14 protein-coding genes are annotated in these 16,693 nt (G+C 66.0%); 10 read left to right on the top strand and 4 right to left on the bottom strand.

Annotated features, from left to right (window positions below; translation table 11 throughout):
* Positions 1–8 precede the first annotated feature (8 nt).
* From nusA to rpsO, 6 genes are all read left to right on the top strand, one after another.
* The gene (gene nusA, locus ACQR0U_RS01690) at positions 9–1,631 is read left to right on the top strand and encodes a transcription termination factor NusA (RefSeq protein ID WP_315716926.1); all 1,623 of its coding nucleotides are present in this window, start codon (positions 9–11) and stop codon (positions 1,629–1,631) included.
* Between the two features lie 80 nt (positions 1,632–1,711).
* The gene (locus ACQR0U_RS01685) at positions 1,712–2,425 is read left to right on the top strand and encodes an RNA-binding protein (RefSeq protein ID WP_316191499.1); all 714 of its coding nucleotides are present in this window, start codon (positions 1,712–1,714) and stop codon (positions 2,423–2,425) included.
* A 94-nt stretch (positions 2,426–2,519) separates the two neighbouring features.
* Positions 2,520–5,279: a translation initiation factor IF-2 gene (infB, locus tag ACQR0U_RS01680; protein WP_315716924.1), complete on the top strand. Its 2,760-nt coding sequence runs from the start codon at positions 2,520–2,522 to the stop codon at positions 5,277–5,279.
* A gap of 160 nt (positions 5,280–5,439) precedes the next feature.
* Positions 5,440–5,856, top strand: coding sequence for a 30S ribosome-binding factor RbfA (gene rbfA / locus ACQR0U_RS01675; RefSeq protein ID WP_315716923.1), 417 nt, complete (start codon positions 5,440–5,442; stop codon positions 5,854–5,856).
* The gene (gene truB / locus ACQR0U_RS01670) at positions 5,856–6,962 is read left to right on the top strand and encodes a tRNA pseudouridine(55) synthase TruB (RefSeq protein ID WP_315751779.1); all 1,107 of its coding nucleotides are present in this window, start codon (positions 5,856–5,858) and stop codon (positions 6,960–6,962) included. Before rbfA ends, truB begins: the two co-directional genes overlap by 1 nt.
* Before the next feature lie 2 nt (positions 6,963–6,964).
* A complete protein-coding gene (rpsO, locus tag ACQR0U_RS01665; RefSeq protein WP_009025947.1) occupies positions 6,965–7,234 on the top strand; it encodes a 30S ribosomal protein S15 in 270 nt (89 codons plus the stop codon).
* A 211-nt stretch (positions 7,235–7,445) separates the two neighbouring features.
* On the opposite strand, the gene ACQR0U_RS01660 is transcribed toward rpsO, so the two are convergent.
* On the bottom strand, positions 7,446–7,598 hold the full coding sequence (locus ACQR0U_RS01660) for a hypothetical protein (protein ID WP_315751778.1): 153 nt from the start codon (positions 7,596–7,598) through the stop codon (positions 7,446–7,448).
* On the opposite strand from ACQR0U_RS01660, the gene pnp reads away from it, so the two are divergent.
* The 4 genes from pnp to ACQR0U_RS01640 all read left to right on the top strand — a co-directional run bounded on the left by pnp (position 7,597) and on the right by ACQR0U_RS01640 (position 12,222).
* Positions 7,597–9,753 carry a polyribonucleotide nucleotidyltransferase gene (gene pnp / locus ACQR0U_RS01655; protein WP_315716921.1) on the top strand — a complete coding sequence of 719 codons (2,157 nt, stop codon included), beginning with the start codon at positions 7,597–7,599 and terminating at the stop codon, positions 9,751–9,753. The genes ACQR0U_RS01660 and pnp overlap by 2 nt on opposite strands.
* Before the next feature lie 140 nt (positions 9,754–9,893).
* On the top strand, positions 9,894–10,364 hold the full coding sequence (locus ACQR0U_RS01650) for a GNAT family N-acetyltransferase (protein WP_316173531.1): 471 nt from the start codon (positions 9,894–9,896) through the stop codon (positions 10,362–10,364).
* 114 nt (positions 10,365–10,478) lie between these two features.
* A complete protein-coding gene (locus ACQR0U_RS01645) occupies positions 10,479–11,315 on the top strand; it encodes a hypothetical protein (protein ID WP_316173529.1) in 837 nt (278 codons plus the stop codon).
* A 109-nt stretch (positions 11,316–11,424) separates the two neighbouring features.
* Positions 11,425–12,222 (top strand): hypothetical protein, encoded by a 798-nt coding sequence (locus ACQR0U_RS01640; protein ID WP_434862567.1) that lies wholly within the window; start codon positions 11,425–11,427, stop codon positions 12,220–12,222.
* 18 nt (positions 12,223–12,240) lie between these two features.
* Here ACQR0U_RS01640 and ACQR0U_RS01635 read toward each other — a convergent pair whose 3' ends face one another.
* The 3 genes from ACQR0U_RS01635 to fabB form a co-directional block, all read right to left on the bottom strand.
* Positions 12,241–14,226: an autotransporter outer membrane beta-barrel domain-containing protein gene (locus tag ACQR0U_RS01635; protein WP_434842494.1), complete on the bottom strand. Its 1,986-nt coding sequence runs from the start codon at positions 14,224–14,226 to the stop codon at positions 12,241–12,243.
* A 224-nt stretch (positions 14,227–14,450) separates the two neighbouring features.
* Positions 14,451–15,251: an enoyl-ACP reductase FabI gene (gene fabI / locus ACQR0U_RS01630; protein ID WP_315751773.1), complete on the bottom strand. Its 801-nt coding sequence runs from the start codon at positions 15,249–15,251 to the stop codon at positions 14,451–14,453.
* A gap of 147 nt (positions 15,252–15,398) precedes the next feature.
* Entirely contained in the window at positions 15,399–16,622 is a 1,224-nt protein-coding gene (gene fabB, locus ACQR0U_RS01625; protein WP_315716915.1) for a beta-ketoacyl-ACP synthase I, read from the bottom strand.
* Positions 16,623–16,693: the final 71 nt, after the last annotated feature.

Below are 16,693 nucleotides of genomic sequence, written 5' to 3'. Positions count from 1 at the left end.
TTTGAGCCATGGCCGTCAGCGCCAACCGGTTGGAACTGCTGCAGATCGCCGACGCCGTCGCGCGCGAGAAGTCGATCGACCGCGGCATCGTGATCGCCGCGATGGAAGACGCGATCGCCAAGGCCGCCCGCGCCCGCTACGGCAGCGAGACCGACGTTCATGCCGAGATCGATCCGAAGAAGGGTGAGCTGCGGCTGTCGCGCCACATGCTGGTGGTCGAGAAGGTCGAGAACCCCTCCAACCAGATCTCGCTGGATGATGCGCGCCGCGCCAACCCGGGCGCGCAGATCGGCGACACCATCGCCGACACCCTGCCACCGCTGGAATATGGCCGCATCGCCGCGCAGTCGGCCAAGCAGGTCATCGTGCAGAAGGTGCGCGAGGCCGAGCGCGACCGGCAGTACCAGGAGTTCAAGGACCGCATCGGCGACATCGTCAATGGCGTCGTCAAGCGCGTCGAATATGGCAGCGTGATCCTCGACCTCGGCCGCGGCGAGGCGATCATCCGCCGCGACGAGATGCTGCCGCGCGAGGTGTTCCGCAACGGCGACCGCGTCCGCGCCTACGTCTTCGACGTCCGCCGCGAGACCCGCGGCCCGCAGATCTTCCTGTCGCGCACCCATCCGCAGTTCATGGCCAAGCTGTTCGCGCAGGAGGTGCCGGAAATCTATGACGGCATCGTCGAGATCAAGGCGGTCGCCCGCGATCCCGGCTCGCGCGCCAAGATCGGCGTCGTCTCCCGCGACTCCTCGGTCGACCCGGTCGGCGCCTGCGTCGGCATGCGCGGCTCGCGCGTGCAGGCGGTGGTGAACGAGCTGCAGGGCGAGAAGATCGACATCATTCCGTGGTCGCCTGACATCGCGACCTTCGTGGTCAACGCGCTGGCGCCGGCCGAAGTCGCCAAGGTCGTCATCGACGAGGACCGCGAGCGCATCGAGGTCGTGGTGCCCGACACCAACAACCAGCTCTCGCTGGCGATCGGCCGCCGCGGCCAGAACGTCCGCCTCGCCTCGCAGCTGACCGGCTGGGACATCGACATCCTGACCGAGCAGGAGGAATCCGAGCGCCGCCAGGCCGACTTCGAGAATTCCACCCGCGTGTTCATGGAATCGCTGAACGTCGACGAGGTCGTCGGCCAGCTGCTGGCGTCCGAAGGCTTCACCTCGGTCGAGGAGCTCGCTTTGGTCGACCTCAAGGATCTCGCCGGCATCGAGGGCTTCGACGAGGAGACCGCGACCGAGCTGCAGACCCGCGCCCGCGAATTCCTCGAGCAGCAGGAAGCCGAGCTCGAGGCCAGGCGCAAGGAGCTCGGCGTCGAGGACGCGGTGAAGGACGTGCCCGGCGTCACTACCAAGATGCTGGTCAAGTTCGGCGAGAACGACATCAAGACGGTCGAGGACCTCGCGGGCTGCGCGACCGACGATCTGGTTGGCTGGACCGAGCGCAAGGAGGGTGGCGAAGCCACCAAATTCCCCGGCATTCTCGACGGTCTCGATATCTCCCGCGACGATGCCGAGGCCATGGTCATGCAGGCCCGCGTCAAGGCCGGCTGGGTCAGTGAGGCTGACCTCGCCAAGGCCGAAGCCGAACCCGAGAATGAGGACGAAACGACCGAAGGACAGCCCGCCTGACCCGCTTGGCTCGCCCCATGGACACCACGATGACCCCCACCCTGACCCAGCTCGCTTGAGATGAGGAGCCGCATCACCGCATGCTCGCTTTGGCCGACCCCGAGCTCGACAATGGACCGCGGACCGAGAAGTCCGCGACCATGCGCATGTGCGCGGTCAGCCGCGAAGTGCGGCCGATCGGCGAGCTGATCCGCTTCGTCGTCGGCCCGTCGGGCGAGGTCGTGCCCGACATCAAGCGCAAGCTGCCCGGACGGGGCCTGTGGATCACCGCCTCGCGCCAGGCGGTTGCGGAGGCGGTGCGGCGTCACCATTTCAGCCGGGGCTTCAAGACCAACGTCCGCGTCCCGCCAACCCTTGTCGAAGACCTGGAAGCCTTGCTGGCCCGCAGCGCGATCGAAGCGCTGGGGATTGCCGCCAAGGCCGGTCAGGTCGTCTCCGGTTTCTCCAAGGTGGAAGCGGCGCTGTCGCAGCGGCCATCACGGTCGACATTGGCAGCCCTCGTCCATGCCGCGGACGGCGCAGCCGACGGGATCCGCAAGCTCGACGCGCTGGTGCGGCCGAACGACGGGGGTCAGGACCAAGCCCCGACGATTCCGATCATCTGCTGTCTCACTTCGGCAGAATTGGATTTGGCACTTGGGCGCTCAAATGTGATACATGCTGCCGTGCTCGCAGGCCCGGCGAGCAGGACATTCCTGTCGCGCAGCCAGACACTGGTCCGATACCGGTCGGCCGACGCTGACAAGATTGCCGGAACCGCGGCCACGAAATCTGCTTCGACTTCGAAGACATAGCACTTTGAAGCCATAGCTACGAAGACATCGCGACGATTGCACGAATGAGACGGTGCGGTAGCCCGCACGCTGGTAACGAGATTAGGACGACTGAATGGCCGACAACAACACTCCGGGCGACAAGAAACTGAGTGTCCCGAGCAAGACCTTGACGCTGAAGCCGCGCGTCGAGACCGGCACGGTACGCCAGAGCTTCCCACATGGCCGGAGCAAGCAGGTGGTGGTCGAGAAGCGCGGCAAGCGCCGCGTCGGCGATGGGGGGCCCGATGCGCCGCATGCGCCGGAGCCGACCGTCGCCAAGGCGCCGCCGCCCCCGCCATCGCCGCGCTCATCCGGACCGCGCCCATCCGGCTCGTCGCAGCGCGGCGGGTCCGGCGTCGTGCTCCGCACCCTGACCGAGGACGAGCGCTCGGCGCGCGCCAGCGCGCTGGCCGATGCCCGCGTGCGCGACATCGAGGAACGCCGCCAGGCCGAAGAGGAAGCCCGCCGCCGCGCCGAGCGCGAAGCCGCCGAACGCGCCGAGCGCGAGGCTGCCGAGGCGCGCCGCAAGGCCGAGGAAGAGCGGCACCGTCACGAAGAGGAAGCCAAGCGCAAGGCCGAGCTCGAAGCCAAGAAGCGGTTCGGTGAAGGCGAGGCGCCCCGTCCGGCGACATCCGCGCCCCAGCCCGCCGCAGCCGCACCGGCCCGCTCGACGCCCGCCCCCGGCAGGCCCGTCGGCGCACCGGGCAGCCGGCCCCAGCAGATTGGTGGTCCGAGCTCGCGGCCCGGTGGCGCTCAGCCGGCGGGCGCACGCCCGGCCGGCGCCCGTCCTGCCGCCGGCGGTCCGCTCGGCCGCGCGCCGGCGGCGGTTGCCGCCGGTCCGGACGAGGATGAGGGTCCGCGCCAGATCCGCAGGGGTCCCGGCGGAGCCGCACGTCCCGCGCCGCCGCCGAAGACCACGCACAAGCCGGGCCCGCAGAAGCAGCGCGGCCGCCTGACGGTGGTCACGGCGCTCACGGCCGACGATGTGCGCGAGCGCTCGATCGCGTCGTTCCGCCGCCGCACGCAGCGCCTGAAGGGCCATGCCGCCAACGAGCAGAAGGAGAAGCTCGTCCGCGAGGTGACGATTCCGGAAGCCATCACCATCCAGGAGCTGGCGAACCGCATGTCGGAGCGCGCGGTCGACGTGATCCGTCTGCTGATGCGCCAGGGCGCGATGCACAAGATCACCGACGTGATCGATGCCGACACCGCGCAGCTCATCGCGGAAGAACTCGGCCACACCGTCAAGCGCGTCGCCGCCTCGGACGTGGAGGAGGGCCTGTTCGACGTCGTCGACGATTCGACCGACACCGAGCCGCGCTCGCCGGTCGTCACCGTCATGGGCCACGTCGACCACGGCAAGACCTCGCTGCTCGACGCGCTGCGCCACGCCAATGTGGTCTCGGGTGAAGCCGGCGGCATCACCCAGCACATCGGCGCCTATCAGGTGACCGCGCCGGATTCCGGCAAGAAGATCACCTTCATCGACACGCCCGGCCACGCCGCGTTCACCGCGATGCGCGCCCGCGGAGCCAAGGTCACCGACATCGTCGTGCTGGTGGTCGCGGCCGATGACGGCGTCATGCCGCAGACGATCGAGGCGATCAACCACGCCAAGGCGGCGAAGGTGCCGATGATCGTGGCGATCAACAAGATCGACAAGCCCGACGCCCGTCCCGAGCGCGTCCGCACCGAGCTGCTCCAGCACGAGGTTCAGGTCGAATCGCTGGGCGGCGAGGTCGTCGACGTCGAGGTGTCCGCCAAGAACAAGACCAATCTCGATCGTCTGCTCGAGATGATCGCGTTGCAGGCGGACATCCTCGACCTCAAGACCAATTCGGATCGCCCGGCCGAAGGCACCGTGATCGAAGCCAAGCTCGATCGCGGCCGCGGTCCGGTCGCCACCGTGCTGGTTCAGCGCGGCACCTTGCGGGTCGGCGATATCATCGTCGCCGGCGCCGAGATGGGCCGCGTCCGCGCGCTGATCTCGGACCAGGGCGAGACGCTGCAGGAGGCAGGCCCGTCGGTGCCGGTCGAGGTGCTCGGCTTCAACGGTCCGCCGGAAGCTGGCGATCGTCTCGCCGTCGTCGAGAACGAAGCCCGTGCCCGCCAGGTCACCAGCTACCGCGCGCATCAGAAGCGCGAGAACGCGGCAGCCTCGATCTCCGGCATGCGCGGTTCGCTCGAACAGATGATGTCGCAATTGAAGACTGTGGGCCGCAAGGAATTCCCGCTGATCATCAAGGCCGACGTGCAGGGCTCGCTGGAAGCCATTCTCGGCTCGCTGGAGAAGCTCGGCACCGAGGAGGTCGCCGCCCGCATCCTGCATGCCGGCGTCGGCGGCATCAGCGAGTCCGACGTCACGCTGGCCGAAGGCTTCAACGCCGCGATCATCGGCTTCTCGGTGCGAGCCAACAAGGAAGCGGCCGCACTCGCCAAGCGCAACGGCATCGAGATCCGCTACTACAACATCATCTACGACCTCGTGGATGACGTGAAGAAGGCGATGAGCGGTCTCCTGGCCCCCACGCTTCGGGAAACCATGCTCGGCAATGCGCAGATCCTGGAGGTGTTCAACATCTCCAAGGTCGGCAAGGTCGCCGGCTGCCGCGTCACCGACGGCACTGTCGAACGCGGCGCCAATGTCCGCCTGATCCGCGACAACGTAGTCGTTCACGAGGGCAAGCTGTCGACCCTGAAGCGCTTCAAGGACGAAGTGAAGGAAGTGCAGGCCGGCCAGGAATGCGGCATGGCCTTCGAGAGCTACGGCGACATGCGTGTCGGCGACGTCATCGAGTGTTATCGCGTGGAGACCATCCAGCGCTCGCTGTAAGTCCGAATCCTACAGAGCGCTGCAATTCGAGCGAGCAGCGATTCCGTGAACATGCGGAATCGCTGCGCCTCTTGAACTTAACGAAGCGTCGTTGAACTCAATCAGAATGATCCTCTCGCCCGTGCTCACGCCGGGCGACGATCCATTGGATTTTTGAAAAATGCCTCGCCATCACCAGAGGGGAAGCGCCGCTTCCGGCGGCTCGCAGCGTCAGTTGCGCGTGGCCGAGACCGTGCGTCACGCTGTCGCCGACATTCTCAGCCACGGTGACGTGCACGACCCGGACCTGGAGGGACACATCATTACGGTGCCCGAAGTCCGCATGTCGCCCGATCTGAAGCTCGCCACGATCTACATCATGCCGCTCGGCGGACAGGATACGGACGTGGTGCTCACGGCGCTGGAGCGCAACAAGAAGTTCCTGCGCGGCGACATCGCGCGGCGCGTTAACCTGAAATTTGCACCTGACATCCGCTTCCGCGTCGACGAGCGATTCGACGAAGCGGAACGGATCGAGAAATTACTGCGAACACCCGCGGTGCAGAGAGACCTCAATTCGGATTCGGAAGAGAGCTGATGACCATTCCCCCCGAAACCGGCACTGTCGACGCGCCGAGCGCCGAACCGACCGCGGCCAAGACGATCCATTCTGCCGACGGACGCCCGCCGCGCGACAACAACGATCCGCGCAACAAGCCGCGCCAAGGGAACGGTCAGGGCAACCAGCCGCGCCGCGATCGTCGCGACGTCCATGGCTGGGTCGTGCTCGACAAGCCGATCGGCATGACCTCGACCCAGGCCGTGGCGGTGGTGAAGCGCCTGTTCCAGGCCAAGCGCGCCGGCCATGCCGGCACGCTCGATCCGCTCGCCTCCGGCGGCCTGCCGATCGCGCTGGGCGAAGCCACCAAGACGGTTCCCTTCGTGATGGACGGCCGCAAGCGCTACCGCTTCACCGTGACCTGGGGCGAGGAGCGCGATACCGACGACACCGAAGGACGGGTCGTCGAGACCAGCGACGGCCGGCCGGATGCCGCGGCGATCCGGGCGCTGCTGCCGCAATTTACCGGCCGGATCGAGCAGACGCCGCCGCGCTATTCCGCGATCAAGATCCAGGGCGAGCGCGCCTATGATCTCGCCCGCGACGGCGAGGTCGTCGAGCTCCAGCCGCGCCCGGTCGAGATCCATGAACTGACCCTCGTCGACCAGCCCGACCCCGACCATTCGGTATTCGAGGCGGAATGCGGCAAGGGAACCTATGTCCGGGCGCTGGCCCGCGACATGGGCCGCCTCCTCGGCTGTTACGGCCATATCAGCGCGCTCCGACGGACCCTGGTGGGCCCGTTTACCGAGAACGACATGATTCCGCTGGAACAGTTGGAGGCTTTGTGCAATAGAGCCGCGTCCGGTGAGGGAAGCCTCGCCGACGCACTCCTGCCCGTTGAGACCGCGCTGGACGACATCCCGGCACTGGCCGTCACTCGGGCTGATGCGGCAAGGCTCCACAGGGGCCAGGCCGTTTTGTTGCGCGGACGGGATGCGCCCAATAGTAGCGGCACAGTCTATGTCACGGTCGCAGGCCGCCTTCTGGCGCTTGCCGAAATTGGCAATGGCGAACTCATCCCCAAGCGCGTGTTCAACCTGACCGGACTGACTGCCAGCTCCGGTCGCAACGAAAGAGACTGACGATGTCGGTGACCGCAGAGCGCAAGGCGGAAATCATCAAGGCGAACGCCACCAAGGCCGGTGATACCGGTTCTCCCGAGGTGCAGGTTGCGATCCTGTCGGAACGCATCAACAACCTGACCAGCCATTTCAAGACCCACGGCAAGGACAACCACTCCCGCCGCGGCCTCCTGAAGCTGGTGTCGACCCGCCGTTCGCTGCTGGACTATCTGAAGAAGAACGACGAGGCGCGCTACAAGGCGCTGCTCGAGAAGCACAACATCCGTCGTTGAGCTTCGCGTTGGAATGGGCGCGCGCGGTATTGCGCGCGTTGATGGCATGATGCCGAGGACGCCGCTTCGATCGCGGCGTTCGCGAGTCCGGGATCGTGCGGTCCGGCTGGGTCTGGAAAGAGGCAGATACGCTCTTCGCCTGATCCTGCCCGGACCATGCAGTACGCCTCAGCAGCAATCCGGCCGCTGGGCGTAACGGGCAAGGTGCCCGTTATTTACGAGAAGGATGGACGCCATCCGAAATAAGAAAACCATGGCAGGATCGCAGGGCGCTGATCGTTTTCCAGCGCCCTGCAATCTTGCGCATGGTTTTTTTGTTTCCGGGGAGTCCGCCTTCGATCATCTCATGAAAGAAGATACCCATGTTTACCAAGCATTCCGTCGAGATCGACTGGGGTGGGCGTCCGCTCAGGCTGGAAACCGGCAAGATCGCCCGCCAGGCTGACGGCGCCGTCGTCGCCACCTATGGCGAGACCGTCGTGCTCGCGACCGTCGTCGCCGCCAAGGCGCCGCGCGAGGGCGTCGACTTCCTGCCCCTGACCGTCGACTATCAGGAAAAGACCTACGCCGCGGGCCGCATTCCCGGCGGCTATTTCAAGCGCGAGGGCCGTCCGACCGAGAAGGAGACGCTGGTCTCCCGCCTGATCGACCGCCCGATCCGCCCGCTGTTCGTCGATGCCTGGCGCAACGAGACCCAGGTGATCGTGACCGTGCTGTCGCACGACATGGAGAACGATCCGGACATCGTGGCGCTCGTCGGCGCGTCGGCCGCCCTGACCTTGTCGGGCGTTCCGTTCAAGGGTCCGATCGGCGCGGCCCGCGTCGGCTTCGCCAATGACGAATACATCCTCAATCCGACCCTCGACGAGATGGCCGACACCCAGCTCGACCTGGTCGTCGCCGGCACCTCGGACGCCGTGCTGATGGTGGAATCGGAGGCCAAGGAGCTCAACGAGGACATCATGCTCGGTGCGGTGATGTTCGGTCACCGTCACTTCCAGCCGGTGATCAACGCGATCATCGAGCTCGCCGAGAAGGCCGCCAAGGAGCCGCGCGACGTCGCGATCATCGACAACGGCGCGATCGAGAAGGAGATGCTCGGGATCGCCGAGCAGGACCTGCGCAACGCCTACGCGATTCCGATCAAGCAGCAGCGCTATGCTGCCGTCGGCGCCGTCAAGGAAAAGGTGATGGCCTACTTCTTCCCCGAGGGGCAGGAGCCGAAATACGACAAGCTCCGGATCGCCGCCGTGTTCAAGGAGCTCGAGGCCAAGATCGTCCGCTGGAACATCCTGGACACCGGCAAGCGCATCGACGGCCGTGACGCCAAGACGGTGCGCAACATCGTCTGCGAGGTCGGCGTGCTGCCCCGCGCCCACGGTTCGGCGCTGTTCACCCGCGGCGAAACCCAGGCGCTGGTCGTAACCACGCTCGGCACCGGCGAGGACGAGCAGTACATCGACGCGCTGTCGGGGACGTACAAAGAGACGTTCCTGCTGCACTACAACTTCCCGCCCTACTCCGTCGGTGAGACCGGCCGTCTCGGCGGCACCAAGCGCCGTGAGATCGGCCACGGCAAGCTCGCCTGGCGCGCCATCCACCCGGTGCTGCCGCCGCATCACGAGTTCCCCTACACCACGCGCGTGGTGTCGGAGGTGACCGAGTCCAACGGTTCGTCGTCGATGGCCACCGTCTGCGGCTCCTCGCTGGCGCTGATGGATGCAGGCGTGCCGCTGAAGCGGCCGACTGCGGGCATCGCGATGGGTCTGATCCTGGAAGGCAGCCGCTTCGCCGTGCTGTCCGACATTCTCGGCGACGAGGACCATCTCGGCGACATGGACTTCAAGGTTGCGGGCACCGAGAGCGGCATCACCTCGCTGCAGATGGACATCAAGATCGAGGGCATCACCGAGGAGATCATGCGGGTTGCGCTGGGCCAGGCCCGCGAAGGCCGCATCCACATCCTGGGTGAGATGTCCAAGGCGCTGACCGCCGCGCGCGCCGAGCTCGGCGAATACGCGCCGCGCATCGAGACCTTCAAGATCCCGACCGACAAGATCCGCGAAGTGATCGGCACCGGCGGCAAGGTGATCCGCGAGATCGTCGAGAAGACCGGCGCCAAGGTCAACATCGAGGACGACGGCACCGTGAAGGTCGCCTCCAACGACGGCGAGGCGATGAAGGCCGCCATCAAGTGGATCAAGTCGATCGCCTCCGATCCGGAGGTCGGCCAGATCTATGACGGCACCGTCGTCAAGGTGATGGAGTTCGGCGCCTTCGTGAACTTCTTCGGTACCCGCGACGGCCTCGTGCACATCTCGCAGCTCGCCGACAAGCGCGTGCAGAAGACCACCGACGTCGTCAAGGAAGGCGACAAGGTCAAGGTCAAGCTGCTCGGCTTCGACGACCGCGGCAAGACCCGGCTGTCGATGAAGGCGGTCGACCAGACCACCGGCGAGGATCTCGAGGCCAAGCAGAAGGACGCGCCCGCCGAGGCGCGCGAAGCCGCCGGCGAGTAAAGCCGGGGCACCATTCGAGTGAAACACAAAGGGCGGCTTTCGAGCCGCCCTTTTTTGTTGTCCTATTGGTCGCGCACCCTCGCGCGTCCCGGGTCACGGCTGCGGATGCAGAGGCCGTCACCCCGCTTAAGGTCACCCACATGCACCATCCTATCATCCGCCCTGCCCGCCCGGACGAATACGACGCCGTCGCCAGGCTCTGGATGGAGAGCTGGTGTTCGACGGGCCTGGAAACGCAGAGCGAGAGGCTGCTCGCGGTCCTCAGGGAGCGCGTGCCGCGCGAAGTCGCCGGCGGTTGGAGCCTGTATGTCGCCGACGACCGCGGCGGCCTCGCGGCGATGCTCGCGATCAACGTCCCCACGCTCTATCTCGACCAGCTGATGATCGCCCCGTCCCATCAGGGCCGCTCGCTCGGCCGCCGGCTGCTCGCCTTCACCCGCGAGCTGCTCCCCGACGAAGTGTGGCTGCGCTGCGCGAAGGGCAACGACAAGGCGTGGCGCTGGTACGAGCGCGAGGGCTTCGTGCTGGAAAAGGAGGAAGCTGACCCGCTGCACGGCCGGATCATGAAATATTATCGCTGGAAGCGTGACGGTCAGGCGGCGGCCTCCTGATCGCAGAGCGTGCAAGCGCAAATCTTGCGCGTGGCGACCGGAAACCGTTGCGTGCGCCTTCGCAGGCGAACTAAGTTCGAGTTCCCGACGACCTTGCATTCTCGAACCGTCCCCATGTCCGTGCCGCTCCTGCCGATCCGCCGCCTTGCGCTCGTCGTCCTCGCCGCTGCCTTCGCAACCGGGGCTTGGGCCCAGGCTCCGTCAGCAACGGCGCCCAAGGCCGCCCCCGCGGCCAAGAAACCCTCCGGAAAGACAAAGGCGATGGCGAAACCAGGCGCCATCGAAAGCGGTCCGTGCCGTCTTGGCGTCATTGCCGCACTCGGCGACCAGCTCGCCGTCAGCAAGTTCGGCCTCACCGTGTTTGAAATCGAAGAGGACGAAGTCACGTTGCCGGGATGGGGACTGGACGACCTCGCCATGGCGCGCGTGCGCGCGGCCACCGGCGGCGACCCGGCCGTGCACAGGATCGGCTATCCGAAAGGCGCGTTCGAGCCGTACTACCATCCGACGTCGCGCTTCCTGCCCGATCCGAAGGAGAGCCTGGCCTCGATCGTGCGCAACGTCACCACGAATGCCAACTGCGCACGCTACCTCGTCGTCACCAGGTTCGAGACGACCATTCCCAACACCACCCTGAGGCTCAGAGGCATCGGCGCCTACAATCAGGGGGTCGGATCGATCCTCAGGCACTCGCATCTGTTTGCGAACGTCAACATCACGCTCATCGACGGCCAATCCTACGAGAAGATCAGCTCGTTCTCGGCGGATACCGGCGCCAGGCTGGCCGAGACCATGAGGCTCACCGAGGATCCTCTCAACAAGCTCAACAATGCCGACTTCCCCGAGCCTCTCGCGGCTGCGGCCTCCAGCACCGTCCTGCGCGAGCGGCTGCGCACCCTGGTCGCGGCGAAGCTCGATCGCGACCTGCCGAGCTATCTGAAGATCGAATGATGCCGTCGCCCGCGTTCACACGGTTCGAACGAGCTTCATTGGCCCAATCCTCTCCCTTATGCGACGAGCTCTCCCAGTGACAATCTCTCGCCGACTGGCGCCGCTGTTCATGGCCGTGATCTGGTCATGCACCAATGCCCTGGCGCAATCGGCGCCGGCGCCGCTGAATGCCAAAACAACGCCAAAGACCGCGGGCACCGCTGCCAAGGCAGCCAAGCCCAACGCAGCCAAGCCGACGACGGCCCTCCGCGAGGGCGGACCGTGCGAGGTCGGGGTGATCGCCGCGCTCGGCGATGTCTTCACGGTGCAGAAGAACGGCATGACCCGCCTGGGCAACGAGTACGCCGAAGTGCCGGTGTCCTGGGGTTTCGACGACATCGTCTACACGCGTGTGAAGGCAGCCGCGGGTGATAGCGGGATCCGCCGCATCAGCGTCCCCAGGGGCGCATTCGATCCGTTCTATCAGTCGCCACCGGTCAAGGCCGAGAACGGGAAGCTCACGCCCATCGTCAGGAAGGTGGCCGGCACGGCAGGGTGCGCTCGCTACCTCGTGATCACCCGCCGGACCGACAGCGAACCCTCGACAAACGACGAGGTTACCGGCGTCGGTGTCATCAACCGGGGCGAGGGATTCGGCCGGATCAGCCACGTCTTCACCATGATCGATATCCAGCTCTATGACGGCGCGACGTTCGAGACGCGCGAGCCTGCCACGAGCTCCAGATCGCTGCTCTCACGGCTGACGTCCGGCGTCGGACCGCCGTCTCACGCCGGGGACGTCGACAACTCCGCATTCCCCGCTTCGCCGCCGGAGGCTGCGAACAACAATGTGCTGCGCGACATGGCGCGTTCGATGCTCAAATTCCGGCTCGACCAGCGCTTGCCGGCCTATTTCGGGCGCGAATAGAACGACGAGCTCGGCGCGTCACAGCCTGATCTTCAGCACCGCGTGGCCCGACTGCTGGACGAGACCGGACGATGTCGCGTTGATGCCATAGCGGATGCTGAGGTCGAGCCGGTCGTTGCCGGCGGCCACAAGACCAAGGCCCGCCGAATAGATCCATGGCGACAGGCCGAGGCCGTGGGTGACGAAGCTCTCGCCGCCGCCCGAGAACGTCGCGCGGATCTGCAATGGCTGATTCAGCGTGTTGTAGCCGACGCCTATATCGCTGGTCAGACGAATCTGCCTGGTGGGCGCGTAGACCGCTTTCAGCTGCGCCGTCGTCACGAGCTCCTGATAGATCTGAGGATCGACGTTGAGGCTGAAGCCGCCGGCACCGTTCTCGCCGTAGGAATTGCTGCGAACCGTGCCGTAGTCCAGGCGCAGTGCTGGAACGAGCGCGAATCCGTCCTGCAGCGGAATGCGCGTCTTGATGCCTGCGCCGGCATGGCCGCTGTAGGAGCGATAGCTGCCGCCGGCGGATGCGCCCATGAAGCTCAGCGACCGGTTTTCGCCGTTATCGGTCGATCCGCCATCGAGCTGATAGTCGAAGAGGACATCACGGGTGATCGCGTAGGCTCCATAGAGCCCGAGCTGATAGGAGGCGAGACCGAGACGGTTCGGCACGGCCGCGTCGCTTCCGGTGATCGTGTGATGAGAATAACCGAGAACGCCGCCAATGATGGCGCGGGACGAGACTGCGACGTCGGCGCCGAACGCCAGACCGCCGCCGGAGGCGTCATAGCCGGGAACGCCATCGCGTCCCGTCTGCTGCGCGGTGCTGCCGAGAGGCTGCATCCAGACATTGCGACCAGCGGCCCAGCCGATGCTGCCGACATCGTCGAGCCTGTTGGTCATCGTCTGCCGGAACGCCTGCTGGCTGACATGGGTCGCCTGCGAGGCCGCCCCGGTCAACACCGGCAACGTCTGCTTCACGGCGGCGCTGAGAGATGGACCGCTGAGATTATCAAGCGCGGCAAAGCCCGAGACCATCGATCCGGTCCAGCCGGCCGACGTCATCGACAGCCGGTACAGTACGTCAGCCGCTTCCAAGCCGACGCGGCCGCCTGCAGACCGAAGCGTATCCGCATAAGGCCGGATCAGCGACATCGTCGCCAGTCCTCCAGTCAAATTCCCGGTAAGGTCGTAGGTCGACACCAGCATCTGCGCGCCCGCGGCGTTGCCGCTCGCCGTGCCATAGAGGCTGGTCAGGGTGCCGCGCGAGAGGGTGTTGAACAGCAGGCTGCCCTCGGGAGTCACCGAGCCGAGCAGCGTGAAGCCCGCCGCGGCGCTGCCGGGCGGTGCGACGCCCGCACCCCAGAAATAGCCGTTCTGATAGTTGGTGATGACGAAACGGCCCGGCGCCTGCGTGCCGAACAACGTCGGACTGACGATCCGCCAAGGCGTGCCGGCGGTCCACGCCCATTGCGGCACGGAGTTGGCCGGCACCGGTGCTGACGGCGGCGGCGTGAAGGTCGCGGGATCATAGGGCAGCATGTAGGCCCAATGCGTCACCAGCAGGCTGTCGCCGGTGATCATCTGCATTTCCATGCTGGTCACGCCGTTGACGTTGCGCATATAGCCGAGTCCGACCGTCACGGTGCCGCCGCCGGTCGGCGTGAACAGCATGGTGATCTGGCCGCTGGTGGTGACGAAGCCCTGGATGGTCGAGGTGTCCGTCAGCAGCGCCAGCCCGATCCTGAGCTGCGCGACGCTGGTGCCGGTGAAGGCGCCGTTGGTCGCGGTGCCCAAGGTCCACAACGTCTGGTCACCGATCGGGACCGGATTGGAGAAGCCCGTCTTCGGCGACATGTACGCGAGCAGCTGCGCCGTCGGCACATACCAGCTGGTGTTGGAGATCGTGGAGTCCCAGACGCTCGATTGCGCCTGCGCCGGCCCGGCGCCCCCTGCCACAAGCGCAATGCCGGTCATCGCGCAGAGAGCGATGACACGGGCCTTCGAACGCAGCATCAATCGCCCCCACGACTTGTCTTGCTGCCGGCGCGAGCGGCTGGCTGACGGCCGCGGCCGATGCACCGGTCATGATGCATCGCAGCGTCGTCGCAACAACCAACACGAGTCGCGCCAATGCTTCCTGATTAGCCGTTCAGGAACATCGCCTTCAACTGGGAAAATTTGGGTCGATCGCGGGACGGAGTCTCGCGTTCCCCTGATACCGCCGATGCGCGGGGAGGTCAGTCCGCCTTGAGATCCTCGGGGCGCGGCATCGAGATCACGTTGTAGCCGGAATCGACGTAGTGGATCTCGCCGGTGACGCCGCCGGACAGCTCCGACAGCAGATAGAGCGCCGAGCCGCCAAGCTCCTCCAGGGTCACGCCGCGACCGAGCGGCGAGTGCTTCTGCTGGAAGGCGAACATGAAGCGGGCATCGCCGATGCCCGAGCCCGCCAGCGTGCGCACCGGGCCGGCCGAGATCGCGTTGACACGGATGCTGCGGCGGCCGTAGTCGGCGGCGAGATAGCGCACCGAGGCTTCCAACGCGGCCTTGGCGACACCCATCACGTTGTAGTTCGGCATCACGCGGTTGGAGCCGTCGAAGGTCAAGGTGATCATGCTGCCGCCGCTCTCCGGCATCAGCTCGGCGGCGCGCTTGGCGATCTCGGTGAAGGAGAAGCAGGAGATCAGCATCGTGCGCGCAAAATTCTCGCGCGAGGTGTCGGCGTAGCGGCCCTTGAGCTCGTTCTTGTCGGAGAAGGCGACCGCATGGACGACGAAGTCGAGCCCGCCCCAGGCCTCGCGCAATGTGGTGAACACGCCGTCGACGCTGGCGATGTCCTCGACGTCGCAAGGCAACACGTGCTTGACGCCGAGCTCGTCGGCGAGCGGACGGACGCGCTTGCCGAGCGCGTCGCCCTGATAGGTGAAGGCCATCTCCGCGCCATGCGCAGCCAGCGTCTTGGCGATGCCCCAGGCGATCGAATGGTCGTTGGCGATGCCCATGACCAGGCCGCGCTTGCCTGCCATCAGTCCCTGCATGATGTCTCTCCTTCGTCATGCCGGGATCGACCCAGCCAGGATGATCGTTCCGCCTTCGAGACGCCAATGGCCGGACATCGGTGCGAAGAATGAGCTTCGCGCTGCTGCCCGGCCATGACGCCGACGAAACCACTGCTGTTGGAAATCTTAGGCGTCGAGCTGCTTGAACACCAGCGTCGCGTTGGTGCCGCCGAAGCCGAACGAGTTCGACAGCACGGTGCCGAGCTTGGCGTTGTCGATGCGCTTGCGCACGATCGGCATGTCGGCGAAGGCGGGATCGAGCTCGGTGATGTTGGCGCTCTCGCAGATGAAGCCGTTCTTCATCATCAGCAGCGAATAGATCGCTTCCTGGACGCCGGTGGCGCCGAGCGAGTGGCCGGTCAGCGCCTTGGTCGCCGAGATTGGCGGACATTTCTCGCCGCGGCCGAACACCTTGCGGATCGCCTCGATCTCCGGCGGATCGCCGGCCGGCGTCGAAGTCGCATGCGGATTGATGTAGTCGATCTTCGTCTTCACGGTCGACAGCGCGAGCTGCATGCAGCGCTCGGCGCCTTCGCCCGACGGCGCCACCATGTCGTAGCCGTCCGAGGTCGCGCCGTAGCCCACGATCTCGCCGTAGATCTTGGCGCCGCGCGCCTTGGCGTGCTCGAGCTCTTCCAGCACGAGGACGCCGGCGCCGCCGGCGATCACGAAGCCGTCGCGCGTGACGTCATAGGGCCGCGACGCGGTCGCAGGCGTGTCGTTGTGCTTCGACGACATCGCACCCATCGCGTCGAACAGCACCGACAGCGTCCAGTCGAGCTCTTCGCAGCCGCCGGCGAACATCACGTCCTGCTTGCCGTACTGGATCATCTCGTAGGAATTGCCGATGCAATGATTGGACGTCGCACAGGCCGAGGAGATCGAGTAGTTGACGCCCTTGATCTTGAACCAGGTCGCCAACGTCGCCGAGGCCGTCGACGACATTGCCTTCGGCACGGCGAACGGACCGACGCGCTTCGGGCCCTTGGTGCGGGTGATGTCGGCCGCTTCCACCAGCGTGCGCGTCGATGGCCCGCCTGAGCCCATGATGATGCCGGTTCTGACGTTGGAGACGTCGGTCGGCTCCAGCCCGGAATCGAGGATGGCCTGCTCCATGGCGACATGATTCCACGCCGCCCCCTCGCCGAGGAAGCGCATGGCGCGGCGGTCGACCACATCGGCGGGATTCAGCGTCGGCGCACCTTGCACCTGCGAACGAAAACCAAGCTCGGCATATTTCTCGGCGCGGGAGATACCGGACTTCGCCTCGTACAGGCTGGCGAGCACCTCCTGGGTGTTGTTGCCGATCGATGAGACGATGCCCATGCCCGTGATGACAACCCGCCTCATGATGTCCGCCTCACCTTGCTCGTGTGTTGTGTTGCAGCCGTGCCTGCTGCACTGTCTGTGGTCGCAGCCTG

Source organism: Bradyrhizobium sp. HKCCYLRH3097 (assembly GCF_051167875.1).
In the GTDB taxonomy this organism is placed as follows: Bacteria; Pseudomonadota; Alphaproteobacteria; order Rhizobiales; family Xanthobacteraceae; genus Bradyrhizobium.
This window is presented reverse-complemented; position numbering and strand designations above follow the sequence as displayed.